This is a genomic window from Bacillus sp. 2D03 (genome assembly GCF_003946765.1).
Classification (GTDB): Bacteria; Bacillota; Bacilli; order Bacillales; family Bacillaceae_G; genus Bacillus_A; species Bacillus_A cereus.
Window position 1 is genome coordinate 138,573 of sequence record NZ_RPSJ01000014.1, and the last position, 24,016, is coordinate 162,588.

A 24,016-nucleotide genomic window follows, 5' to 3' on the forward strand; every position below is an offset into this window, starting at 1 on the left:
AAAACGTCATTCCATGCTGTGAATAAAAAAACTTAACTTGTTCACAAGTATTTCACATTTTATGGAAATGATATGTGTACAGTTTTCCACACTATCCATCTAGGAGGAGTTTACATGTACAAAAAAATCGCGGTAAGTATGACTATGACAGCATTATTATGCGGAGCAATTATCTTCCCGGCTTCCGCTGCCACACCGAAAGAAGTAACAATGCATCACCATAAACCAATTTCAGAAGAAGAAATGCAGTCGCTAGAAAAGCTCGGCTATAACAAACATGAAATTTGGAAAGCTGCTCACATTGCAAGAATCAGTAAACAAGAAATAAAAGATGTTTTATCTTACTATAAGCAAAATAAATCTTGGGAGAAAACAGCCGAGCATTTCGGTGTAGATCCAAGTAAGCTGAAAAAGCATCATATGAGTAAAGAAACAAAGCAAGCACTGCTACAACAGTTAGCAACTATGCAAAAATCCACACCGGATCAGCTAAAGCAAAAAATGAAAGAATATAACATCAAATTGCGTCATCTTACTGTGTTAACAATCATCTCTCAAAAAAGCAATACCCCTCTTGATGATGTATTAAAAATGAAAAAAGATGGAATGGATATTAAACAAATTGCCGAAAAATTAAATGTAAAAAGAGAAGATATACGAGCGGAAATGATGAAATTAGTGAAGTCTATTAAAGAACAAAAAACAAATTAAAATGCTAAAAAGGAAGAGCCATTCACCACTCTTCCTTTTCTTTATGAACTTTCAATTTTTAAGTATAAATTCCCGTCTTTCCCAAAAACTAACACAAGTAAATGATGTAAGTTAGGGGTGAGAAAATGTTCGGTTTATCATCTAAGAAATCAAAAAAGACTAATACAAAAACACTTTGTTCTATCCCAGAATTTATACAAACCATGAAAGAATCAAGCGATTTTGTCTCTTATAACATACTTAAAGATGAAACGTTGTGCTTATTTTATTATAAATCTGTCGTGGAAGCACTTATTATTAAACAATTCATTTTAACTCCTATAAAAAAGGAATCGGAACAAATCCAAAACATCTCTGATTTATGTAATATCATCTCTATTGAAGACATTATTACCTCCCCTTCTATTGATGATATTCGTGAAAAATTATTAGGTGGATATATTTTAATACGCTTAAAAAACAATTCGAATCCTGATCAATATGCTTTAATTCGTGCCGAAAGTACTGTTTTAGGAAAACGATTATATAACGATACAGAAAATGAGTATAGCGTAATCGGGCCTAAAATCGGTTTCGTTGAAAACCTTGATACAAATATCCACTTATTACGCCGAAATATCGTAACGGAGCAACTCATTTTTAAAGAAGTTACCGTCGGATCTATATCAAAAACGAAAGTAGCAGTTGCTTATATAGAAGGAATTACAAATGAACAATTTGTCAACACCGCACTTCAACGGCTAGAAGACATTGACTTTGATGTCCCATTTGATTCAACTATGATTGAGCAATTTATTAGTGATAATAGCAATTCACCTTTTCCTGTTCTATTACCTACAGAACGATTAGATCGAGCTGTATTTGCATTAATTAACGGGGAAGTTTTAATTTTAACAGATGGCTCTCCATATGCTTTATCAGGACCAACAACGTTACTGGATTTTTTCATTTCACCAGAAGATTATTATTTACCGTGGATGATTGGATCGTTCTTTCGTATTATTCGTTTTTTCGGAGCTATATTTTCTCTTTTTTCCTCCGCTATTTATACAGCGGCTTTAACATATCATTATCAAATGATTCCTGCCGATTTACTAGGTCCTATTATTTTCTCGAGAGCTAACGTACCTTTCCCTCCTATTCTAGAAGCACTCTTTTTAGAAATTACAATTGAATTGCTTCGTGAAGCTGGAGCGCGTTTACCGACAAAAGTCGGACAAACGATTGGGATTGTTGGGGGGATTGTAATTGGACAAGCATCTGTTGAAGCAGCTTTAACAAGTACAATTTTATTAATTGCAGTTGCTTTATCCGCCCTTGCATCTTTCACAACACCGACTGTAAAGATGTCTTCTACTATCCGGTTGTTACGCTTTCCGCTTATTCTTTTAGCTGGTGCATTCGGAGGATTAGGCCTCGCTGTCGGATTTGTATTTATTTTAGCTCATTTAATTAAATTAAAATCACTTGGATCACCTTATTTATTACCTTTATATCCATTTCGTGGTTTAGGTACAGCAGAAGGTTTTCTTCGATTACCATTTAGCCAAACGGCTCAAAGACCTTCTTTTCTTAGACCAAAATCAAAATGGCGCTACAATCCAAACAAATCGAAGCAAAAACGTGATGGTGAGAATGAATGAAGAAAATTTTATTGCACCTTATCATTATCTTCTTCGTTTTACAAACTGGCTGTACACAAACGTATATAGTGGATGCACAGCGTATTATTCATATTGCTGGATTTGACATCACAAAAAACAAAGGATTCCAAGGAACTATTCTGTTCCCAGAGTACACACATGGTGTAAAGTCTAAGCCAGAGACTCAAACAACATCTGCCCGTTCACTTGAAACAATTGCTTCACGATTGAATGCGAAATCTCCTCACAATGTTGTTGTAGGTCAAATGCGTGTCGTCCTATTTGGAAAGGCTTTAGGAGAACGCGGAATGGGAGAGATTATTACTAACTTACAACGTGACCCAAATATCGGGCGTGATGTACAACTAGCAATTGTAGATGGATCGGCTGAAGAGCTTTTAAATTACGGAAAAAAAAATGGGTCTTTATATATTGCTGATTTACTCGAGCAAAATATAAGAAATGAGAACATTCCACAAACTGAATTAAACATTTTTTTATATAATTATTACTCTTCTGTATGTGATGCCTATGTTCCTTATATTAAAATGGACGATAATCATTCCGTCGCTGTCAAAGGACTTGCCTTTTTAAAAGGCGATAAAGTCGTCATGTATACGGATAAAAGACATTCTGTTTTAGCAAAATTACTTATTAATCCTACGAAAAATGGACGTTACGAAGCAGCAATAAAAAAGGATAAGCATAAAGGTATGGTTGTTATACAAAACTTAGCCGGAGAAAATAAGTATGATATAGATCAAACTGGCGACATACCAAAAGTAAAAATCAATTTAAAATTAAATGGATTAATTAAAAACTCTCCTAATTGGATTGATCTAAGAAAAAAAACAAATATCAATTATATAAAAAAACAAATTGAACGAAATGTCGAAAAAGACTGTGAAGATTTAATAAAACAATTTCAAGAAAAGGAAATTGATCCGTTAGGAATACGAGATGAAATTAGAAGCCATACGAGAAAATGGAATATAAAACAAATTCGAAATATGTATAAAAATGTAGCGGTAGATATAAATTTAGATCTTAATATTGTACAATCTGGAATCGGAGAATAGTGAGGTGAAATGAGCAATGAATACAATGAATAAGACAAAAACTGTCTCTCCATATTTTGCATTTATTTTATTGCATTCTCTCCAAATCGGCATAGGAATTCTCGGATATCAACGTGTAATTTTGAAAAATGCAGGTTATGATGCTTGGATTTCTCTTATTATTGCGGGGATTGCAACTCATATTGTACTATTTTGTATGTTAAAAATGCTTGAAAAAGACGGAGATTTAATTAGCATTCATACAACAACTTTTGGAAAATGGGTTGGCTCTATATTTTCTGTAATTTTCACTCTTTATTGCTTATTATTTTGCCTTACTGTTCTTCGGACATATATGGAAGTAATACAAGTTTGGATTTTCCCTACCATTAAGTTATGGAAACTTACGCTTATGTTTTTATTAGTCACTTACTACATTATAAAAGGCGGCTTTCGCTCTGTGACAGGGATATGCTTTTGGGGTATTGTGCTGCCTATTTTCGTTGTGTTCTTTTTAATCTATCCGATGAAGTATGCACATTTTCGTAATATTTTACCTATTTTTACGCATTCACCTTTTGACATGCTTATATCTGCAAAACACTCCGCATTGGAATTTCTGGGATTTGAAACAATTCTTATCTTTTATCCCTTTATTGAAAAAGGAAAATCTTTAAAGCGATGGGCCCATGCTGGAATTGCTTTTAGCACTTTAATTTATGTGATTTTAGCTATCGTATCTTTTATGTATTATAGCGAGGGACAATTAAACCGTACTATTTGGCCTACTTTAACGATGTTAAAAATAATTAAAGTTCCTTTTATTCAGCGCTTTGAATATATTATTATTTTCGTTTGGTTTTTAATTATTTTACCAAACCTTTGCTTAACCATTTGGTCATCATGTCAAACGATGAAGCGTTCCTTTCATATTTCATTTAAATTTACATTACCGTTTTTTATTTTCATCATATTTTCAGCTTCTCTGTTTTTCACAAACCGTGAAAGTATCAATACATTAAATACCGTACTATCTCAAGCGGGTTTATATATTGTATACGCTTATATCCCGATTTTATTTTTGTTTCATTCACTAAGATGGCACTTCAAAAATCGTTCAAAAAAAACTTCTCCCTAGGTGTCCCTTAGTCTGATACAATTTGATTAATACATTTGTAAAGGGGACAAGCGAATGAAAAAGTATGTATTTTCTTTACTTGCAGTACTAAGCTTAATTCTTGCTGGATGCGGAAGTACAGGTACAAATGACCAAAAATCTTCTGAATCAAAACAAGAAGAACATGACCACGCATCGCACACTCAGCAAGCTGACATTCAAGAGAAAACAAAAGGAATCGACACACTTCCAACCTTCCTAGATAAGCTTGATCCACAAATGAAAGATATCTACACCGTCGCTGGACAAAATGCAGAGCTATTAGATTGGATTCCATGCTATTGTGGTTGCGGTGAAAGTGTAGGACATAAAAATAATAAAAACTGCTTTATCCGTGAAATTAAAAAGAATGGTGAAGTTGTTTGGGATTCCCACGCAACGACTTGCGTCAATTGCCTAGAAATCGCAGTTGAATCTGCTTCCATGAAACAAAAAGGAAAATCAACGCTTGAAATTCGCAACTATATCGATAATAAATACAAGGAAGGCTATGGCAAACCAACACCTACGCCAATGCCAAAAGCTTAAAAAACGAGGAAACTCCTCGTTTTTTCTTTTCATTCACTTTTTTTCTTAACAAATTCTTTCAAGTGTATTTCCCCTTACTTATCACACACTATATATAACTCTCGGTAAGGAGGGTATACAGTGCAAACATATAACGACTATGATAAAGCTCTCTATTACACGTATTGCTGTAATTGGGATAAATTACTCGTTCTCATGGTTCAAACGAACGATCAATTATTTTCTAAGCGTATTGAGCATTTTTTACACGCTTATCAATACAGTAAAGAACTACCAGAAGTTGATAAACAATTGCAGCTCCTATTTCAATATATTGACCACGCATCCCAAAAGTCGCATGTAGAAGAAGTAGAACAAATTCAAATGTAAAATATAGCGCTATTCTCTTTAGGAGGGTAGCGCTTTTATTAATATTAATACTAATAAAAGTTCCCTCTTATAAAACTTTTATTGATAAACATATTTTTTCTTTCTTTTCCATACCACTTCATACTATAATTTAGTATGTAACTATTATAAGAGAGGTATAAAATATGGGACGAGAAAAAAAGCAAGAATATGCTTTACTTACCGCATGGGGAGCTTCTTTTATCGCTACACTAGGAAGTCTGTACTTTTCCGAAATCATGAAATTTGAGCCTTGTGTTCTTTGTTGGTATCAACGTATTTTTATGTATCCATTCGTTTTATGGCTCGGTATCGCTGTAGCAAAAAAAGATTATCGCATCGCAAGTTATTCTTTACCAATTGCAAGTATTGGTGCTTGTATTTCTTTATATCACTATGCAATTCAAAAAGTCCCAGCGTTTTCAGCTGCTGGAGCAGCTTGCGGTCGTGTACCCTGCACCGGAGAATTTATAAACTGGTTTGGTTTTATTACAATCCCGTTTTTAGCACTTATCGGCTTTATTACAATCGCTGTTTGTAGCTTTATTGTCATCAAAAACAAATAAGGAGATGAAAGAATGAAAAAAATGCTTATATTTGGTGGTATTATTATCGCCTTGTTCGTAGCAATTTTCGCGGTCACACAAATGGAAGAAAAAAATGCTACTAGCCAAAAGATTGATAATCCTACTGAAAGTAAGACAAACGGTCCTGACTACTACACAAATAAAATTTCTCTTTCAGATCTTCAAAAGAACTTAAAAGAGAAAAAAGAAGAAACAGTATACTTTTATCAAACATCCTGCGTTCATTGCCAAAAATTATCTCCTGTCCTAGTGCCAATGGCTAAAGACTTAAACGTTGATATGAAAGTTATGGATATTGAAAAATTAGATGCTCCTTGGGATGAATATAAAATTCAAGGAACACCAACAATCATTCATTTTAAAGATGGCAAAGAAGTGAGCCGTATTAGCGGTGAACAGCCGAAAGATAAATTAAAAGAATGGCTTGAGCAAACGAAAAAGTAACGAGAAAAGGAAACTCCTTCTACACATGAAATGGGTGTAAAATCCCACACTAATGTATAAGGAGGGGGTTTTATGCCAGAAGTAAGATGTTCTGTTTCCAACTGTTCTTTTTGGGGACAAGGTAACTTTTGTCAAGCAAGTGCGATCATCGTTCAGCCTGATGCAGATGAAACTGGTCAAACTGAAAATGATTCATATACAGCTGCTGTTTTAACAAACGAGACACTAGAAAGTTCTGTAGCAACGAGTGTAGAGACTTGTTGTCATACATTTAAGCCTAAATATTAACAATTATTCCACCTCATATACGTGAGGTGGTTTTTTCTTTCCCTCTTCTTGTTTACGTCATCTCTAATTCTCCCTATAATAAAGTTAACATTTTTATGAATACGAAGGTGAAATACTATGGCTAAAACAATTGCAGATATCGCCAAATTGGCTGGAGTTGCAAAAAGCACAGTCTCTCGTTACTTAAACGGCGGATATGTAAGTGATAAAACAAAACTTAAAATCGAAGGTATTATTCAGGAAACAAATTTCTCTCCCAATACATTTGCTCAAAGTTTAAAAGCAAAAACAACAAATTTAATTGGTGTCATCATCCCCCGATTAGACTCCTTCGCTACAATGAAAACACTTATCGGGATCGATAAAACATTACAGGAAAATAACTATCAAATGCTTGTAGCAAATGCAAATCAAACAACCGAAACTGAAATACAAGCAATTGAAAACTTTATAAAACAAAAGGTAGCTGGCATTATTTTATTAACAAAAACATTAACGAATGAACATCAAAAAATTATGGCTAATTCAAACATCCCTATTTTATTCGTCGGGCAAGAATATAAAAATCAATATTGCCTCGTTCACGATGATTATGATGCAGCGTATGAGTTAGGGGCATACGTTTTATCACAAGGCCATCGACATATTGCCTATTTAGGGATAGGAAAAGATGATATTTCTGTTGGAATAAATCGAAAAAATGGTTTTCAAAAAGCAATTGAAAATTTAGAACCAACTTGCAACGTTTCATATTACGAAACAACTTTCCGCATAGAAGATGCCATGAAACAAGTACAACATATTTTAGATAATAATCGCCCAACTCTTATCGTATGTGCTACAGATAACATCGCTCTTGGCGCAATGAAAGTCATTCACTCCCACTCCCTTTCTGTACCAGGTGATATTTCTGTAACAGGATTCGGTGGATATGATATTTCAGAAATGGTACACCCTAGTTTAACGACAATTGCGTTTGACTATGAGTATGCTGGAAAGCTTGCTGCCACTTCTCTTTCACAGCTTGTTGAAAACAAAACTATACCAAAAATATTACACTCTCGTTATACATTAAAAATCCAAGAAAGCGTTGACAAAATATAAAGGCGCTCTATAATAAAATTAAAACCGGTTCCACATTTTAAAAACAGGATTTTCAACATCATTTCCCTGTTTTTTATTTTAGTTCCTTAAGGAACCGGTTCCATATAAGAAAATTTATAGTAAGGGGGAATTTTTATGGATATGAAACAAATTGCAACTCAAGTAATACAGAACATTGGTGGAAAGGAAAACATTGTCCGTGCCACACATTGCGCGACTCGCCTTCGTCTTATATTAAAGGATGATACGAAAATAAACGCTGCAGAAATCGAAAACATCGATGGAGTAAAAGGTGCTTTCGCAACGACCGAGCAATATCAAATTATTTTTGGAACTGGCATAGTAAACAAAGTATATGATGAATTCTCAAAACTAATTGGAATAGCCGAACTAGATTCTACAACATCAAACGATATACCTAAGAAAAAAATGAATCCTATCGCCCGCCTAGCAAAGACACTATCTAATATTTTTGTTCCAATTATTCCAGCTATCGTCGCAAGCGGTTTACTTATGGGTCTACTCGGAATGTTGAAAGCGTTTAAATTAGTTCCTGGAGATCACTCACTTATCCAATTACTTGATATGTTCTCAAGTGCAGCTTTCATTATTTTACCTATTTTAATTGGAGTTAGTGCCGCTAAAGAATTTGGTGGAAACATTTTCTTAGGTGCAGTTGTTGGTGGTATATTAACTCACCCAAGCTTAACAAATCCTTGGACTCTTTCAAATGCAAAACCAACTGTTTTACATTTCTTTGGTATGGATATTGATATGATTGGCTATCAAGGTACTGTTTTACCTATTTTATTATGCGTATATGTTATGAGTACAATTGAAAAAGAACTTCGAAAACGTGTTCCGAACTCTTTAGATTTATTAGTTACACCATTCTTAACAATTATTATAACTGGCTTTTTATCACTTATTATTATCGGACCAATTGGATATAAAATCGGTGACGGCATTACGTACCTTTTAAATACAATCTATCAATTTGCAGGACCAGTAGCTGGACTTATATTCGGCGGATTGTATTCAACAATCGTTCTTACTGGCTTACACCATAGCTTCCACGCTATTGAAGCAGGCTTACTCGCAAATAAAGATATCGGTGTCAATTTCTTACTCCCTATTTGGTCAATGGCGAACGTTGCACAGGGCGGTGCTACTTTAGCTGTCTATTTCAAAACAAAAAACAAAAAAACGAAAGAAATTGCAATTCCGGCCGCAGCTTCAGCATTTTTAGGAATTACAGAACCAGCTATTTTTGGTGTCAATTTAAAACTTGGTAAACCATTTATTGCAGCAGCTATTGGCGGCGCAATTGGCGGCGCTTACGTTGTTTGGATGCAAGTGGCGGCTAATGCATACGGTTTAACAGGTATTCCGATGCTTACAATTGTTGCACCTCTTGGCATGATGAACATGATTCACTATATAATTGGTTTCGCTATTGCAGTTATCACTGCTTTTGTTGCCACATTCATTTTATATAAAGAAAGTAAATAATAACGGGGTGAAAACCTATGTCAAAATATAAAACAATACTGCAATCTAATAAAGACGAATTACATTCTTTATATGAAATTGCAAACCAAGATTCATGGAAACCAATTTATCATATCCACCCACCATTTGGATTAATGAATGATCCTAACGGTGTATCCTACTACAATGATGAATATCACGTTTTTTATCAGTGGTATCCATTTGGTCCCATTCATGGAATGAAGCATTGGGGGCATGTGAAGTCAAAAGACCTTATTAACTGGGAGCGTATGCCTGTAGCCATCATCCCTACTGAAAGCTATGAATCACACGGTGCATATTCTGGTAGTGCTATCGTAAAAGATGGCCTTCTTCATTTACTTTATACAGGGAATATAAAAAAGCCTGATGATTCCCGTGATGCAAAACAATGTATGGCAACAATGGATTCACAATATACGATGACGAAATATAGTAATAATCCTGTTATTGATATAATTCCTGACGGATATACAAAACATGTACGTGATCCAAAAGTCTGGAAACATAATGATATGTACTATATGTTACTCGGTGCCCAACGTGAAAATAAAACAGGAACTCTATTACTATACAAATCACAAGACCTATACAATTGGCATTTCCAAGGCGAAATTACAACAAATTTAAAAGAATTCGGATTTATGTGGGAATGCCCCGATTACTTCCAATTATCAGGGAAAGATGTACTTCTCTTTTCACCGCAAGGAATTGAAAAAGACGGCGAAAACTTTCACAATATATACAATGTCGTTTATGCCATAGGCCATTTCGATATTAAAAATTTATATTTCCATGTTGATTCCTATTACGAAGCTGATAAAGGATTCGATTTTTATGCCCCTCAAACTTTAGAAGACTCTACTAGTCGTCGCCTATTGTTTGCTTGGGCAGGATCAAGTGAAATCACATATCCTTCTGATGATTATATGTGGGCTCATTGCCTAACACTTCCACGTGAATTAACATTAGAAGATAACATCTTAAAACAAAAACCAGTTTCAGAATTAACAAAACTACGAACAACAAAAAAAGAAATTTCAGGAGATATAACAGCTGGATTAAATGTATTATCAACGCTTGATGATAAAGGCTCCTATGAATTAATTGTTACACTTAAAACAGAAGATGCAAAGCGTTTTGGGCTTTCTCTCTTCCACAATGAGGAGGAATGTTTCCCCATTACATTTAATCGGGAACAAGGTACTATTTCTATAGACAGGGGCAACTTCTACCATCAATTTGGCGGAGAATATGGATTTGAACGCTGTAAAAAAATCGATATTCAAGATACGATAGAACTACAAATATTTGTAGATAAAAGCATCGTGGAAATTTTCTTATACGATGGTTCAACAGTCTTTACGTCCCGAGTTTTTCCTCGAAAAGACATGAAACATCATATCGCAATCTTTTCAGATGCAAAACTAAACTTTATCATCACACAATATAAGCTGAAAAGAGGGATTGTATGAGAAATGTCTTTTGTATAGGTGAACTATTAATTGATTTTGTGTGCCGAAATACTAACGTTTCTTTAGTAAACGGTTCAGATTTCGAAAAAAAAGCTGGTGGAGCACCCGCTAACGTTGCTGCTGCGATTACAAAATTAGGTGGACACGCTACATTTATGGGGCAAGTAGGAAATGACCCATTTGGTGAGTTTCTTGAACAAACTTTACAGCGTGCGCAAGTCGATACATCCATGCTCATAAAAGATAAACAAACAACACTTGCATTCGTATCCATCGATCAAGATGGCGAACGTGATTTTACTTTTATGCGTGGTGCAGATGGTGAATATCAATTCAATAGCATTGATTTATCAAAAATACAAACGAATGATTTAATACATTTCGGTTCAGCGACAGCTTTACTATCAAGCCCATTAAAAGAAACGTATTTTCAGTTGTTACAATATGCGAAAGATAACGGCCATTTTATTTCTTTTGATCCAAATTATCGAAGTGCACTCATTACAAATACAGAACAATTCTCTCAAGATTGTCTAACCTTTATAAAACATGCACACTTCGTAAAAGTAAGTCAAGAGGAAGCTACTATGCTCTCTAAAGAGAGTGATTTACAACAAGCTGCACTCAAATTATTAAATTATGGCGCAAAAGTAGTAGCTATTACACTTGGAAAAGACGGTACACTTCTTGCGACAAATGAAGGTCAAACCATTGTCTCTTCTATTTCCATTCAACAAGTCGATACAACTGGTGCTGGTGATGCTTTCGTTGGAGCAATGTTATATCAGATTGCCCAAAGTGAACATACACTTTCGTATCATTTCAAAGACTTAACAGCGTTTATCTCCTTTGCAAATAAAGTAGGCGCTATCACATGTACAAATTACGGTGCAATTGCCTCTCTTCCATCATTAACAGATATAAAAGCATACGATTAATCGTATGCTTTTTTACATTCCCCTCCAAAAATCATGCATAATAAAAAAGTACAAAATAACGAGAACGGCCGTCCCGCATAAGGTAATGCGCCGATATATACTCTTCTCTCCTTCCCTCGCTTTCACAAACGCCCAAATAAATCCGAAGAACAATATTAAATCAACATATGGAACATAAAAAGAAAAGACGAGAAACGCATATAAATACACGATAAATAAACAGGTCGTTACTAAAAAAACTTTAAACGCAAATTCACTTTTCATAATATAACCGCCCCCTATCTGTACTGTATTATATTCAGCAAAATACAATAGTTGCAGTTAAACTCCAAGTATAAATAAGCTACCGTCTATAATACGGTAGCCATTACGGAACATTGTATTTCCGTTTATATATATTACTTAAAATCGAAGAAGGAATTTGCTCGTAACGAATTTTCTCTCCTGTTTCATCTATAATATACGAATTGTTTCCTATATAATATATTCCATCTTTTCGTTTTGAGTACACTGGATATCTTTCATTTGGCAATACCGTTTTCACTTTCGTTAACTGTCCATTTGGTTCTTGCCAATATATATCCGCGCGGTCTACTAGCGTTAGTACTCCAATTTGTTCTTCTTCTATTTTTCGACCATTCCAGCTCACAACGCGATAACCAAGCTTATTCGCTTCATATTCGGGGCTCGTATGAAAACGAGAAATGATTACTTTTGTTTGTAATTGTACTCTGTCATATAACCATTGTATATCCCTGTCATGCATGCGAATACAACCATTTGATTCCCTACTTCCAATCGTCCATTCCCGGTTCGTCCCGTGAATCGCATATTCATTCTTATCTAGTCCAAGCCACCTCGTACCGAGAGGGTTATTCGGTGCACCCCCAGGTATTTTTTTTCGATGGTATTCTTTATTTTTAAATTTAGTTATAATACAAAAGTTACCTTCAGGCGTAGGTGTACGATCTCTTCCAGTCGTTACTGGAAATGTTTTTGTATAATTTCCATTCTCAAAAAAAGACAACTGATTTGTCGTAAGATTCACTAATATTAAATGATCTGTATTAGCAAAAGCACTAACCGGTAGGATGAAAAATAATAGTATGACGAAACATAACTTTTTCAGCTATATCCCCCCTAGCGCTCACTATAATAAGTGGAATTAACATTACTTTGCTCTTATAAATGAAAACTATCCATTTACAATAACGCCCCCATTTACATGTATCATTTGTCCAGTAACATAAGAAGAATCACCAGACGCTAAATATACGTATGCCGGCGCTAACTCATATGGTTGACCAGGCCTTTGCATTGGGACATTGCTCCCAAACTGAGAGACTTTCTTCTCATCAAAGCTCGATGGAATAAGCGGTGTCCAAATCGGTCCTGGTGCAACACCATTTACCCGAATCCCTTTTTGCACTAACGATTGAGAAAGTGATCTTGTAAAAGCTACGATTGCTCCTTTCGTTGCGGAATAATCAATTAACGTTTCATTTCCTTCATATGCAACGATAGATGCCGTATTTATAATGACATCCCCTTTCTTCAAATGAGAAAGGGCTGCTTTCGTAACGTGAAAATAAGAAAAAATATTAATACGAAATGTTTTTTCTAGCTGTTCTGCTGTAATATACTCTAGCCCTTGCTGCGGATATTGCTGTGCAACGTTATTCACTAAAATATTTAAACTACCTAACTGCCGGGCGGTCTCTTCCACAATATCTTTACAATGCTGTTCATTACTCAAATCCCCCGGCAACAATACACACTTTACACCTTCTTTTTCAACACGTTGTTTCGTCTCTTTTGCATCTTCTTCCTCATCTAAATAAGCAATCGCAACATTTGCTCCTTCTTTTGCAAAAGCGATGGAAACTGCTCGTCCAATTCCGCTATCTCCTCCCGTAATTAACACATTCTTCCCTTTTAACTTTTCACTTCCTTGATAATTTGGATCTTCAAACTGCGGAAGGGGGCTCATTAATGATTCAATACCAGGCTGCTTATTTTGATGTTGCGCAGGCATTGTTATAAAGTTTTTTTGCTGTGGCATAGCTGCTTTCAACTCCTTTTCCTTAGCATGTGCACAATAAAAAGCTGAAATTCACACATCGGTTTACGATTAATATTCGAATTTAAGACACAAAATATGAATTGTTATAAACTTTTTATGCAAAACTATTGCAAAATAGATAAAAAACGAATATTATATATAACTGTTGTGAAAATTATTCGTAAACAGAAAGGATGTTTATATGTTTAACCTTTCAAAACATAAAACTTCTATTAAAACTGAAATTATGGCAGGTATTATTACCTTCTTAACAATGGCATATATCATTGTCGTAAACCCTGTTATCCTTGGAGATGCAGGTGTTCCATTTGAACAAGCATTTACAGCAACAATTATTGCTGCTGTTGTCGGAACATTATTTATGGCAATCTTTACAAACTTACCAATCGCAATCGCGCCAGGTATGGGATTAAATGCTTACTTCTCTTACTCTGTTGTAAAAGCGCATGAAGGCATGACTTTCGCAATTGCATTCTCTGCTGTATTCGTAGCAGGTATGATTTTAATTTTGCTATCATTTACATCTTTCCGTACAAAATTAATGGAAGCAATTCCTGAAAACTTAAAACATGCAATTACTGCTGGTATCGGGCTATTTATCGCCTTTATCGGTTTACGTTTAACAGGTATCGTTACAAAAAATGATGCAAACTTAGTTGGACTTGGTGATCTTCACTCTGCTCCAGTTCTACTAGCATTAGCTGGACTTGGAATTACTATTATCCTTATGTCTTTAAATGTAAATGGCGCACTATTTATCGGTATGCTATTAACTGGTATTATCGCTTTCTTCACAGGACAATTAACATTCTCAAACGGTGTTACATCAATGCCTGGATTACCAGAAGGAATTATCGTTTCAAATCCAATTACTGCTGTATCTGACGTAATTAACTACGGATTATACGGCGTTGTATTTTCATTCTTCCTTGTTACATTATTTGATACAACAGGTACATTACTTGGGGTAGCTCAACAAGGTGGATTTATGAAAGACGGAAAACTCCCAAAAGCTGGACGAGCTCTTCTATCTGACTCATTCTCAGCAACTATTGGTTCTATGTTCGGAACGACACCATCAACAGCTTACATTGAATCATCTGCTGGTGTTGCAGCTGGTGGTCGTACTGGTTTAACAACTGTTACAGTAGCTGTTCTATTCGCACTAGCAGCATTCTTCGGACCATTAGTAAGTGCTGTCTCTGGTGTATCAGCTATTACTGCTCCATCATTAATTATCGTTGGTAGTCTTATGATGGGTTCAGTTCGCCACATCGATTGGGACACATTTGATGAAGCATTCCCAGCATTTTTAGTAATCTTAAGCATGCCTCTTACATCAAGTATCGCAACAGGTATCGCACTTGGATTTATTTCATATCCACTTATGAAAGTGGCAAAAGGTAAATTCCGTGCTGTTCACCCACTTGTATATGTATTTGGAATTTTGTTTGCTTATCAATTGATATTCTTACCACATTAAAAAAGTAGAGCATCGAAATCCGATGCTCTACTTTTCTTTTACAACAATCATTCAAACTATAAAGGCACCTCCAAAATATGAAGAAGGTTATAACCTTTTAATACTTCTCTTCTACCTTTAATTCTTTACTATACTTTTGAATGAAAACTGATGAAATAACCATTACTATGCCCACACTAAAACCAATAAGTTGATCTATTAACATTTCATCATGAATAAACCAGCGAAGTAAAAATACGCTACCAAAAATAAACATCATAATAAACCCAGTATGCCTAAGTCCTTTATAGACATTTTCCATATGTATCACCTCTTCACATAACATTATCCATATTATACCATACAACCATCAAGTAACCGTATCGTCCTCTGACAATATGCAGCTACCTTTTGATCATGTGTAACAACTAACACTGTTTTTCCTTCTTTATTAATCTCTTGTAAAATACTCATAATTTTCTCCCCATTTTCTTGATCAAGAGCACCAGTCGGTTCATCAGCAAGTATAATTTTTGTATCTTGTGCTAAAGCCCTTGCTATTGCTGTTCTTTGCTGTTCTCCTCCTGATAACTCGTAAGGATATTTGTTAATATGCCTCTCAAGCCCTACCATTTTCAGCATTTCTTTTGATATTTGCATACGTTTCTTATGAGAAATTCTTCTATATATAAGCGGAAGCATTACATTTTCAACAACTGTATAATCATCTAATAGCGAAAAGTTCTGAAACACAAATCCAACTTCCGTGTTTCTATACTTATGATAATTTGACTTGAATGTACTCGTATCCATTCCATCTAAAAAATACTTTCCAGTAGAGGGGCTATCAATTAAGCCAATAATGTTAAGCAAGGTTGATTTCCCAGAACCAGATGGTCCCATAATGGCTATCATTTCGCCTTTTTCTATTGTAAGATTAATATCTTGTAAAGCACTAAAATTACTCTTTCCGTATCCCTTAGCCACATTTGCGAGCTGAATCATCTATAACACCTCTTTCATATATGTATTTTTTATTTTTAGTACATTGAAATAAATGATTGCATATATAACGAGGATCATTACAATTGATAAAGCACCTATAACAACCAATGATTCTATAGAGACTTTTAACGTTCCAAAGAAAGATACTATACTATTTTCTAGCCCTTTCTGAATTTCAATTACTCCGCTATTCTCCCATTGAAAATACATTATGCCTATACATATCGCTAAAACGAATAGCAACATATACTCAATAATAAATGGAAGACATATTTGAAAAATGCTTGCACCTAACGCTGATCTAATAGAAATATTTTTACGCTCCATATAAAGTGCTGCCATTGATGTTAATACAATAGATAGAAATGAAAAAAATAAGACTGTACCGCTTAATAATAAGGGGTATGACATATTATCAATACCTTGTTTTTCGTTTTCTAACAATTTATTCGGATTTGTAACATAATACGAATAACCCTTACCTTCTGTTACCTTTAATACTTTCTTTTGAAGTTCATTTATATTTATCTTATCATTTGTTTCTATAATTAACCCATTGTATAAAAGTTCTACACTATAGAACTCTATTTCTTCTGTTCCAATTGGTAAAATCGCCATGTCATCTAATAATGTAATACGATTATCCGATATTTCACCACTTCGAGGATATGTAAATGGTGAATTTTTTTCTAAAAAACCAATTACTTTTAGCTTCATTTTTCCAGATGGTATAACATCACCAATAGATACCTTTTCTATATAATTAGCCCCTAATATAACAGGTCTAATATCAAATACTGATTTATGAAATTCCGATTCCTCAAAATATCTTCCTTGTGAAATTCGTATACGAAAGTACTTATTAATATCTTTATCAACAATAAGAGTCTTTATCGTTCCATTTTCTTTTTTTAAACTAAGTGAATAGTTACGGAACAGATAATTAGTTTTATTTGTTATTGGTATCATATTAGATAACCCTTGCATGAAATGTTGATAATCATTTTTCGCTTTTTCTTCGCTAAACAAGGTTATATCTTGCGTCGCATAAAGTTCATAGAAATTTTTATGAGTCGATAAATTATTTGCTACCGTCATCATTTTTCGATATCCCGAAAGATTACTAACAAATTCTATTGCTGAAGAAAATGCAATAATTAAAGAAATTACTATAATCAAACTTGGTAACAACCGTTTTTTCACAGACCGTATAGAATCAAATATAAAAAACATGACGACCTCCTACGTTCTTAAATGTTTTCCGGGATATATATTTATAATGTGCTTGATTGGAATTACAGTAACAAAAATTGTAAGAAAAATTATAAAAATAACATTGCATATCAATACATATAGTGTTAACGGTTTTACTAAGTATGTCTGAAAATAAGTATGAATTGTTCCCGAAAATATTTCTAACGTAATAAAAACTAAGAACATCGCTGCTAGAGAAATAAACAAAATTTGAATATATAGTTCGCAGTAGATAGATATATTAGAAGCACCTACTGCTTTTTTTAATGAAATCTCTCTTTCTTTTTTATAAATCCAAAATAAAACCGCAGAAATGCCAGAAACAATTGCAACAAGAATAAATTTATAATAATACTTATTTGCTGGATCTATATGTGTCACATGTAGTTCTTGAAGATCTCGTTCATTCAGCATTTGAACATCTCCCGAAAGCACTTCTTTACTCCTACCCATAAACTTTTTTATTTCGTTATGAATAGATGATGTAGGATTAACAACTGTTAATTGTAATTGTTTACTCTCGATAATACCTTTTTTAGATATAGTAGGTAAGTTTTGAAGTGGAACGTATATGCCTGCTACACCGACGTCACTGTCTTTTCTTGATATAGTTCCTATTTTTTTATATGTATCATCAAATTCATATAACTCCTCTACATTCGTTTGATCGCCAACAACCATATCGTTTACATTTTCACGATGAAAATATTGTCCTTCAGAAATATATGGCTTCCAATAATAATCATCTTTTAAATTCACAGCTATGATCTTTGTTGCCCCTGAACTATTTAATGCTTTTAAATGCTCTACATAAATATCACTTTTAACAAAAGTATCTTGTATGAAAGGAATTATCTCTTCCAATTCAGTTGCATTCGCTATCGGAACAGTTAAAACTTGGTTCCTCTCTGGAAAACCGATTTGAAAAGCCGATATAAAGTTTCGTTTAGACTCTGTTAAAAGTGCGGCTATTGATATAGAAAGAAAAGAAATAAAAAATGACATAAGGAGAATTAAGAAAAACAGTTTATTGCTTTTTATATTTTTAAAAGCTAGGTACATGTCTGTGCTCCTTTTAAATAAGAAGGAGATGATGAACATCCCCTTCTCCTTATCTAAATATTTATAAAGACAACTGTTTAATGCTTTTTACCACTGTAATCGTAAGTTACCATTACTATCAAAAGTACCTTTGTGTGTATCTTCTTGATAGTCATTATTCTCATTTGCATAATGCTCCGAGTATAGTCCTTTTGCACCAAAGGCGTTATATGCACCATTACTCACAGTTGCGTTTAATGCTCTTCCAGATTCATGGGATCCTAATTTGTCTGAAGCGCTTTCAATATATGAATTATTTCCATTTGATTTAATAAAAGAAATTGCTACTGAACAACGAGATGCATTTTGATTCGTAGTAGTTTGAGCTCTGTAAGATAGTAGGTTACCGCTTTTGTGACCGCTTAGAGTTGGATAGAATGCACTTGTTGAGATTGATGTTGCTAATAATACTAAAGTCGTAATTGAAAAAACTTTTCCTTTCATTAACAATCACCTCATAAATTTAATAGTTTAGTAGCGCTACATCATCATAATATCCTTCAAATAAATTCTCCTCAACAAGAAACCCCGATGTTTTACAAACTCTTTAAACACTTAAACATTCATACATTTTTAAAAAGTAACGGATAAGCAAGCAATACAAAAAAAGGCTGCAGAGAACTCCATCTCCGCAGCCTAGTACTTATTTTTGCAAAAACGCCTGCAAATCTGCAAACTGTCTCTTTGCATCTTCATAGCCTTGCTCATATAAATTTTGTAGTTTTGCTGTATCTTTTTCCATACGATCTACTTGAAGCGGCACTTCTGGGCGAATAACAAATAAATTACCCGCTTGTTCTTCTTTTTCGATGTAGTGAAGTGTTTCATTATACACTTCATAACGATTTAGCATCGTGTTAACAAGATTCGGATATTTTTTATAAGCTTTCGCAGCAACCCATCCAAACTTTGATTTTTTCTTCGCGTAGCCATGATTTCTCGTTAAAATTACGACTGATTTTTTAAATCCATCTTCCTGTGCTTTACGAACTGGAATCGGATCTGAAATCCCACCATCTAATAATTGCTTACCACGGTAATTTACTACTGGTGCAATGAAAGGCAATGAACTAGACGCTTGTAATAAATTTAGCGCATCATCATTCGTTCCTTCTTTTTCAAAATAAACAGATTGCCCAGTTTCACAATCCGTCGTTCCTACAAGGAAACGTTCTGGGCTATTAAAGTATGTTTCAAAATCAAACGGCACATGCTTTTCTGGAATTTCATGAAAAATGAAATCCATATCAAATAACTGCCGTTTTCTCCATAAGTTTTTATACGATAAATATTTCGGATGTGATGCATAATCAATATTGACCGTTTTATTTCTATTTCTTTGTCTGGAAAGATACGACGCTGCATGACAAGCACCAGCTGATACACCAATTACATATGGAAAATATAAATCTTGTTCCATAAAGTATTCTAATATCCCGCCCGTGTACACACCACGCATACCGCCGCCTTCTAATACTAACCCCGTATTTTCAAGCATGTTACTCTCTCCTCTATATATATTGACTCTTTAATTATTCACCATGTTAAGTATCTTTTTCTATTATATATGAGTTCTTTCAGAAATTATATTTAAAAGACTTGAGAAAAAGGAGTTTTTTCTTCCAATTATATTTCCAAATGACCGGAGACATCCTTTATAAACCTTTGAATAAAATCTTGCTCTTCTTTCGTATATCCATCTAAAAGTAACAACCACTTTTCTTCAGCTTGCTTATGCAATTTTTCATGAGCTTTATATATTTTATTCCCACTTTCCGTTAAGCGGAAGAAGATTTCTTTTTGATTATCTAACATTTGCATCTTCTCAACGAATTGCTTTTGAAACAACTTTGTACAAATTTTAGAGATTGCTCCCTTCGTCATGCCCATTTCTGTCGTAATTGCCGTTACATTTATCAAACCATTTTTTCCGATACATTCGATTACATGTAACTCAGATAAAGACATACTACTTACACCTGTCTCACGAAGAAACTTCTCATTTTGTCGTTTTAAATGTTCTTCTTTTTTATGCAAAAGTGTACGAATGTCCGACAGTATTTCCATTTGCTTCGTTGCATGCTTCAATCCGTTCGCCTCCTAAGTTTCCGAAGAAACAATTTAACTATATACCATTTTAAAATTATTTTTTCATCTTTACAAGTGAGAAAATCATGTTAAAATAAATTTAGTTTCCTAGGAAACTAAATTACAAGGGGGTTAACAAGATGAAAAAATCTAAACTAAATTTCATTTTATATGTTATCTGTATTAGTGCCTTATTCGGTTCCTTCGCTCAAAATATTTACACACCTATCTTACCGATGATTCAAAATTCTTTTCATACTTCTCTTTATCTTGTAAATGTAACAGTTTCACTTTTTACATTCGTTCTTGCGATTATGCAGCTCATATATGGCCCTTTAATTGATACAAAAGGGAGAAAATCTGTCCTTATTCCTAGTTTAATTATTAGTACGATTGCTTCAATCGGATGTGCTTTTTCGGCAAACATTTATTTATTTCTCTTTTTTAGAGCTGTTCAAGCTATAGGAATAGCGGCTATACCTGTAGTTTCAGCAACGATTATCGGCGATTTATTTGAAGGAAAAGAACGCGGAGAAGCGATGAGCCTATACCAAATGTTACTTGCCCTCGCACCTGCAATGGCTCCTCTCATAGGTGGTTATCTTGGCAGTATAAATGGTCACTTATCTGTATTTCTCTTTTTATCTACACTTGGCATTATCTTATTAATGATAAACATTTCACTACTTCCAGAAACAAAGCCAAATGTAATTAAGCAGTCTAAAGCACAAAAGAATTACTCTCTTATCTTAAAAAATAAAACTGGATTTTCTATTACTCTTATTGGCTTCATTCAATTTTGTATTTACTTTTGCTTTCTCGTTTTTTTACCGAGTATTTTAACAAATTCATTTCATTTAACTGTAAATAAAATTGGTCTTATGTTTGTACCAATGTCTCTTTCTATCATGCTAGGAAGTTTTTGCTACAAGTTTTTGCAAAAACGCCTCACAACAAAGCAAGCTTTATTTATTACGAGTTTCTTCAATATTATATGTGTCGTTTTATTCTCTTTCACATATAGCATCAATATCCCCTTCATCATTATCGTTACATCTTTGTACGGTTTTAGTATGGGACTTTCTATGCCAACTCACACTACTTTATTAACAGAAGAATTCGTACAAGAACGTGCAACAGCTATCGGTATATACAACTTCATCCGCTATCTTGGTATGGGTACAGGGCCACTTATAGGTGGATTTCTTTTATTTAACCAAAATTACTTTTGGATTTTCTTCCTAGGCGCAATTATGTTTTTACTTGTAATCTTATATGCAATGAAAATGCTAAGTTTTCATGCTGTACAAAAATTAAAATAGAGCCCCCAAAATGTCGGCTCTATTTTACCCTCTTTGATCCGCAACAATATGAATATCAATATACTTTGTTTGTCTCATAATTTCATTTACAATAGAGCCTTTTCGTATTTCTTCCCACCTTGTTCTTGCAGATTGTCCAAGTAAAATTTGCGTCACTTGTAATCTTCTTGCGACTTCAATAATAACATCCGCTGGTTTTCTCCCTTTCGCCTCTTCTAATACAAAACTCGCATCAAATTGATTGGTTAACGATTTCCACTCTTCAATCGTCTGCTTTTTTCCAGCTGAAATAGAATCTATATTTTCCCTCTCAACGTTTAATACGTACAATTCAGCATTTAACCGATCAGCCATGCGCCATCCCCGTCTTATTAATTTCTCCGCTGTTGAACTGTATTGTACACAAACGAGAATTTTTTCTTTTACGCCAATTGGTTCTATTACTGTTTGGCTAATTTTCTCGTCCATATCATCAGCAACTTCTCGAAGTGATAATTCCCTAAGTGCTCCTAAATTATTAAGTGTAAAGAAGTTTTGTAAGCTTTGCTGAATTTTTTCTTCTTTATATATCTTTCCGTCTATTAGTCTCTTCCTTAATACCTCAGGCGTTGCATCAACGAGCTGAATTTCATTTGCTTTTTGTAAAATAAAATCTGGAATTCGTTCTCTTACTTTTACATTCGTAATTTGAGCTACAATATCATGAACACTTTCTAAATGTTGAATATTAAAAGCTGATAATACCGATATACCAGCCTCTAACAATTCCTGCACATCCATATAACGTTTCTTATATTTAGAACCAGGAACATTACTATGAGCAAGTTCATCCACTACGACTACTTGCGGCGCGCGTTTTTTTATTCCTTCCACATCAAGCTCATAAAATACCTTTCCTTTATACTGTATTTCTTTTAAAGGAACTTTTTCTAAATCAGCAATTGCTTCTTCCGTCTCTTTTCTTCCATGCGTTTCAATTAAACCAATTACAATATCAATTCCATCTTTTTTCATTTCTCTTGCATCAAAGAGCATTTTATAACTTTTTCCTACGCCTGGAGCTGCTCCGACATATAGCTTTAACTTTCCGCGATTTTGCTGACGAATATATTCTAAATATTCCTCTGGCGTTCGCCTTTGAAACTTCGGTTCATAATCATCTGCATACAAAATAAACACTACCTTTCATTCGAAACAACGCTACCTCAATCCATTAGATTGAGGTAGCACTGTTACTATTTCATTAATTTCTGTAATGCCAAATTTAGCTTTAAGACGTTCACTCGATCTTCTCCAAATAAACCAAGCGCAGCACCTTCTGTTTGATCTTTAATCAATTGATTAAGTTTTTCTTTCGGAATATTCGTTAATTTTGAGATGCGATTCACCTGCACCGAGGCCGCCTTTGGACTAATATCAGGATCAAGCCCTGAACCTGAATTTGTCACTAAATCTATCGGTACTTCTGTAACTGGAACAGCTGGATTTTTTTCCTTCCAGTCCGCAATACTTTTCTCTACTCGCTTTGCTAAATCTGGATTAGATGGTGCATAGTTATTTGAACCAGATGCTTCAGCCTTATATTCAATACTAGAAACACGCCCTTGAAAATAACGTGGATCCGTGAAGTTTTGACCAATTAATTTAGAACCAATCACTTCATTTTTATCATTATATATTAGACTTCCATCCGCATTATCCTTCATCACTGCTTGTGCAATACCAGTAACAATAAGTGGGTATACAAGTCCACACAATACTAGAAATGTAAAAGTAATACGGATAATTGATGATAGTATACTTTGTTTCTTCTCCATCTTTTTCCCCTCTT

General features: G+C 34.2%; 27 protein-coding genes. 15 read left to right on the plus strand and 12 right to left on the minus strand.

All coding sequences use genetic code 11. The features are described 5' to 3' along the window. The first annotated feature begins 114 nt into the window (after window positions 1-114). The 13 genes from EBQ15_RS25890 (at window position 115) to EBQ15_RS25950 (ending at window position 11,870) form a co-directional block, all read left to right on the plus strand. Window positions 115-711: a hypothetical protein gene (locus tag EBQ15_RS25890; protein ID WP_000276998.1), complete on the plus strand. Its 597-nt coding sequence runs from the start codon at window positions 115-117 to the stop codon at window positions 709-711. Between the two features lie 125 nt (window positions 712-836). Further along, window positions 837-2,354 (plus strand): spore germination protein, encoded by a 1,518-nt coding sequence (locus tag EBQ15_RS25895; protein WP_000467493.1) that lies wholly within the window; start codon window positions 837-839, stop codon window positions 2,352-2,354. After that, entirely contained in the window at window positions 2,351-3,433 is a 1,083-nt protein-coding gene (locus EBQ15_RS25900) for a Ger(x)C family spore germination protein (protein WP_000722243.1), read from the plus strand. Before EBQ15_RS25895 ends, EBQ15_RS25900 begins: the two co-directional genes overlap by 4 nt. 16 nt (window positions 3,434-3,449) lie before the next feature. Then, window positions 3,450-4,550, plus strand: a complete 1,101-nt coding sequence (locus EBQ15_RS25905) for a GerAB/ArcD/ProY family transporter (RefSeq protein WP_001095036.1) — start codon at window positions 3,450-3,452, stop codon at window positions 4,548-4,550. A gap of 54 nt (window positions 4,551-4,604) precedes the next feature. Then, the gene (locus EBQ15_RS25910) at window positions 4,605-5,117 is read left to right on the plus strand and encodes a PCYCGC domain-containing protein (protein WP_000761028.1); all 513 of its coding nucleotides are present in this window, start codon (window positions 4,605-4,607) and stop codon (window positions 5,115-5,117) included. 120 nt (window positions 5,118-5,237) lie between these two features. Then, on the plus strand, window positions 5,238-5,486 hold the full coding sequence (locus EBQ15_RS25915) for a YhdB family protein (protein ID WP_001195459.1): 249 nt from the start codon (window positions 5,238-5,240) through the stop codon (window positions 5,484-5,486). A gap of 164 nt (window positions 5,487-5,650) precedes the next feature. Continuing rightward, window positions 5,651-6,070: a disulfide formation protein C gene (locus tag EBQ15_RS25920; protein WP_000532264.1), complete on the plus strand. Its 420-nt coding sequence runs from the start codon at window positions 5,651-5,653 to the stop codon at window positions 6,068-6,070. A 12-nt stretch (window positions 6,071-6,082) separates the two neighbouring features. Then, window positions 6,083-6,535, plus strand: a complete 453-nt coding sequence (locus tag EBQ15_RS25925; RefSeq protein WP_000738450.1) for a thioredoxin family protein — start codon at window positions 6,083-6,085, stop codon at window positions 6,533-6,535. Between the two features lie 72 nt (window positions 6,536-6,607). Next, a complete protein-coding gene (locus EBQ15_RS25930; RefSeq protein WP_001115481.1) occupies window positions 6,608-6,823 on the plus strand; it encodes a DUF1540 domain-containing protein in 216 nt (71 codons plus the stop codon). 117 nt (window positions 6,824-6,940) lie between these two features. Continuing rightward, window positions 6,941-7,927, plus strand: a complete 987-nt coding sequence (locus EBQ15_RS25935) for a LacI family DNA-binding transcriptional regulator (protein WP_001140398.1) — start codon at window positions 6,941-6,943, stop codon at window positions 7,925-7,927. A 135-nt stretch (window positions 7,928-8,062) separates the two neighbouring features. After that, window positions 8,063-9,439 (plus strand): sucrose-specific PTS transporter subunit IIBC, encoded by a 1,377-nt coding sequence (locus EBQ15_RS25940; protein ID WP_000367319.1) that lies wholly within the window; start codon window positions 8,063-8,065, stop codon window positions 9,437-9,439. A 17-nt stretch (window positions 9,440-9,456) separates the two neighbouring features. Then, on the plus strand, window positions 9,457-10,932 hold the full coding sequence (gene scrB, locus EBQ15_RS25945) for a beta-fructofuranosidase (RefSeq protein WP_000049743.1): 1,476 nt from the start codon (window positions 9,457-9,459) through the stop codon (window positions 10,930-10,932). Further along, complete coding sequence (locus EBQ15_RS25950) at window positions 10,929-11,870, plus strand: carbohydrate kinase family protein (protein ID WP_001246642.1); 942 nt, start codon at window positions 10,929-10,931, stop codon at window positions 11,868-11,870. Before scrB ends, EBQ15_RS25950 begins: the two co-directional genes overlap by 4 nt. A gap of 12 nt (window positions 11,871-11,882) precedes the next feature. On the opposite strand, the gene EBQ15_RS25955 is transcribed toward EBQ15_RS25950, so the two are convergent. The 3 genes from EBQ15_RS25955 to EBQ15_RS25965 all read right to left on the minus strand — a co-directional run bounded on the left by EBQ15_RS25955 (window position 11,883) and on the right by EBQ15_RS25965 (window position 13,932). Further along, on the minus strand, window positions 11,883-12,134 hold the full coding sequence (locus tag EBQ15_RS25955; RefSeq protein WP_000834195.1) for a hypothetical protein: 252 nt from the start codon (window positions 12,132-12,134) through the stop codon (window positions 11,883-11,885). 103 nt (window positions 12,135-12,237) lie between these two features. Next, the gene (locus tag EBQ15_RS25960; protein ID WP_033682769.1) at window positions 12,238-12,999 is read right to left on the minus strand and encodes a L,D-transpeptidase; all 762 of its coding nucleotides are present in this window, start codon (window positions 12,997-12,999) and stop codon (window positions 12,238-12,240) included. Window positions 13,000-13,065: 66 nt separating this feature from the next. Next, window positions 13,066-13,932 (minus strand): SDR family oxidoreductase, encoded by an 867-nt coding sequence (locus EBQ15_RS25965; RefSeq protein WP_001136266.1) that lies wholly within the window; start codon window positions 13,930-13,932, stop codon window positions 13,066-13,068. A gap of 202 nt (window positions 13,933-14,134) precedes the next feature. Between EBQ15_RS25965 and EBQ15_RS25970 the strand changes: the two genes are divergently transcribed. Beyond that, complete coding sequence (locus EBQ15_RS25970; RefSeq protein ID WP_000482711.1) at window positions 14,135-15,436, plus strand: NCS2 family permease; 1,302 nt, start codon at window positions 14,135-14,137, stop codon at window positions 15,434-15,436. Between the two features lie 97 nt (window positions 15,437-15,533). Here EBQ15_RS25970 and EBQ15_RS25975 read toward each other — a convergent pair whose 3' ends face one another. The 7 genes from EBQ15_RS25975 to EBQ15_RS26005 all read right to left on the minus strand — a co-directional run bounded on the left by EBQ15_RS25975 (window position 15,534) and on the right by EBQ15_RS26005 (window position 20,863). Then, window positions 15,534-15,737 (minus strand): hypothetical protein, encoded by a 204-nt coding sequence (locus EBQ15_RS25975; RefSeq protein WP_000432806.1) that lies wholly within the window; start codon window positions 15,735-15,737, stop codon window positions 15,534-15,536. A gap of 32 nt (window positions 15,738-15,769) precedes the next feature. Next, entirely contained in the window at window positions 15,770-16,420 is a 651-nt protein-coding gene (locus tag EBQ15_RS25980) for an ABC transporter ATP-binding protein (RefSeq protein WP_000615295.1), read from the minus strand. Beyond that, window positions 16,421-17,653 carry an ABC transporter permease gene (locus EBQ15_RS25985; protein ID WP_000465072.1) on the minus strand — a complete coding sequence of 411 codons (1,233 nt, stop codon included), beginning with the start codon at window positions 17,651-17,653 and terminating at the stop codon, window positions 16,421-16,423. Between the two features lie 9 nt (window positions 17,654-17,662). Then, entirely contained in the window at window positions 17,663-18,736 is a 1,074-nt protein-coding gene (locus EBQ15_RS25990; RefSeq protein WP_000280232.1) for an ABC transporter permease, read from the minus strand. A gap of 87 nt (window positions 18,737-18,823) precedes the next feature. Further along, complete coding sequence (locus EBQ15_RS25995) at window positions 18,824-19,219, minus strand: hypothetical protein (protein ID WP_000676983.1); 396 nt, start codon at window positions 19,217-19,219, stop codon at window positions 18,824-18,826. Window positions 19,220-19,418: 199 nt separating this feature from the next. Then, window positions 19,419-20,273 carry a patatin-like phospholipase family protein gene (locus EBQ15_RS26000; RefSeq protein ID WP_000892677.1) on the minus strand — a complete coding sequence of 285 codons (855 nt, stop codon included), beginning with the start codon at window positions 20,271-20,273 and terminating at the stop codon, window positions 19,419-19,421. Between the two features lie 128 nt (window positions 20,274-20,401). Continuing rightward, window positions 20,402-20,863 carry a MarR family transcriptional regulator gene (locus tag EBQ15_RS26005; RefSeq protein ID WP_000679676.1) on the minus strand — a complete coding sequence of 154 codons (462 nt, stop codon included), beginning with the start codon at window positions 20,861-20,863 and terminating at the stop codon, window positions 20,402-20,404. A 140-nt stretch (window positions 20,864-21,003) separates the two neighbouring features. On the opposite strand from EBQ15_RS26005, the gene EBQ15_RS26010 reads away from it, so the two are divergent. Further along, window positions 21,004-22,185 carry an MFS transporter gene (locus EBQ15_RS26010; protein WP_000748710.1) on the plus strand — a complete coding sequence of 394 codons (1,182 nt, stop codon included), beginning with the start codon at window positions 21,004-21,006 and terminating at the stop codon, window positions 22,183-22,185. 24 nt (window positions 22,186-22,209) lie between these two features. Here the strand turns inward: EBQ15_RS26010 and kdpDN are convergent, their stop codons facing one another. Both kdpDN and kdpC read right to left on the minus strand, forming a co-directional pair. Continuing rightward, a complete protein-coding gene (gene kdpDN / locus EBQ15_RS26015) occupies window positions 22,210-23,364 on the minus strand; it encodes a KdpD-like non-kinase potassium sensor (protein WP_001999108.1) in 1,155 nt (384 codons plus the stop codon). A gap of 56 nt (window positions 23,365-23,420) precedes the next feature. Next, on the minus strand, window positions 23,421-24,002 hold the full coding sequence (gene kdpC, locus EBQ15_RS26020) for a K(+)-transporting ATPase subunit C (RefSeq protein ID WP_000412614.1): 582 nt from the start codon (window positions 24,000-24,002) through the stop codon (window positions 23,421-23,423). Between the last annotated feature and the right edge of the window lie 14 nt (window positions 24,003-24,016).

Bases quoted from the DNA above. Each gene is read 5' to 3' on its own strand.
- EBQ15_RS25890 (WP_000276998.1), top strand. From the start codon at position 115: ATGTACAAAAAAATCGCGGTAAGTATGACTATGACAGCATTATTATGC.
- EBQ15_RS25895 (WP_000467493.1), top strand. From the start codon at position 837: ATGTTCGGTTTATCATCTAAGAAATCAAAAAAGACTAATACAAAAACA.
- EBQ15_RS25900 (WP_000722243.1), top strand. From the start codon at position 2,351: ATGAAGAAAATTTTATTGCACCTTATCATTATCTTCTTCGTTTTACAA.
- EBQ15_RS25905 (WP_001095036.1), top strand. From the start codon at position 3,450: ATGAATACAATGAATAAGACAAAAACTGTCTCTCCATATTTTGCATTT.
- EBQ15_RS25910 (WP_000761028.1), top strand. From the start codon at position 4,605: ATGAAAAAGTATGTATTTTCTTTACTTGCAGTACTAAGCTTAATTCTT.
- EBQ15_RS25920 (WP_000532264.1), top strand. From the start codon at position 5,651: ATGGGACGAGAAAAAAAGCAAGAATATGCTTTACTTACCGCATGGGGA.
- EBQ15_RS25925 (WP_000738450.1), top strand. From the start codon at position 6,083: ATGAAAAAAATGCTTATATTTGGTGGTATTATTATCGCCTTGTTCGTA.
- EBQ15_RS25930 (WP_001115481.1), top strand. From the start codon at position 6,608: ATGCCAGAAGTAAGATGTTCTGTTTCCAACTGTTCTTTTTGGGGACAA.
- EBQ15_RS25935 (WP_001140398.1), top strand. From the start codon at position 6,941: ATGGCTAAAACAATTGCAGATATCGCCAAATTGGCTGGAGTTGCAAAA.
- EBQ15_RS25940 (WP_000367319.1), top strand. From the start codon at position 8,063: ATGGATATGAAACAAATTGCAACTCAAGTAATACAGAACATTGGTGGA.
- scrB (WP_000049743.1), top strand. From the start codon at position 9,457: ATGTCAAAATATAAAACAATACTGCAATCTAATAAAGACGAATTACAT.
- EBQ15_RS25950 (WP_001246642.1), top strand. From the start codon at position 10,929: ATGAGAAATGTCTTTTGTATAGGTGAACTATTAATTGATTTTGTGTGC.
- EBQ15_RS25955 (WP_000834195.1), bottom strand. From the start codon at position 12,134: ATGAAAAGTGAATTTGCGTTTAAAGTTTTTTTAGTAACGACCTGTTTA.
- EBQ15_RS25965 (WP_001136266.1), bottom strand. From the start codon at position 13,932: ATGCCACAGCAAAAAAACTTTATAACAATGCCTGCGCAACATCAAAAT.
- EBQ15_RS25970 (WP_000482711.1), top strand. From the start codon at position 14,135: ATGTTTAACCTTTCAAAACATAAAACTTCTATTAAAACTGAAATTATG.
- EBQ15_RS25975 (WP_000432806.1), bottom strand. From the start codon at position 15,737: ATGGAAAATGTCTATAAAGGACTTAGGCATACTGGGTTTATTATGATG.
- EBQ15_RS25980 (WP_000615295.1), bottom strand. From the start codon at position 16,420: ATGATTCAGCTCGCAAATGTGGCTAAGGGATACGGAAAGAGTAATTTT.
- EBQ15_RS25985 (WP_000465072.1), bottom strand. From the start codon at position 17,653: ATGTTTTTTATATTTGATTCTATACGGTCTGTGAAAAAACGGTTGTTA.
- EBQ15_RS25990 (WP_000280232.1), bottom strand. From the start codon at position 18,736: ATGTACCTAGCTTTTAAAAATATAAAAAGCAATAAACTGTTTTTCTTA.
- EBQ15_RS25995 (WP_000676983.1), bottom strand. From the start codon at position 19,219: ATGAAAGGAAAAGTTTTTTCAATTACGACTTTAGTATTATTAGCAACA.
- EBQ15_RS26000 (WP_000892677.1), bottom strand. From the start codon at position 20,273: ATGCTTGAAAATACGGGGTTAGTATTAGAAGGCGGCGGTATGCGTGGT.
- EBQ15_RS26010 (WP_000748710.1), top strand. From the start codon at position 21,004: ATGAAAAAATCTAAACTAAATTTCATTTTATATGTTATCTGTATTAGT.
- kdpC (WP_000412614.1), bottom strand. From the start codon at position 24,002: ATGGAGAAGAAACAAAGTATACTATCATCAATTATCCGTATTACTTTT.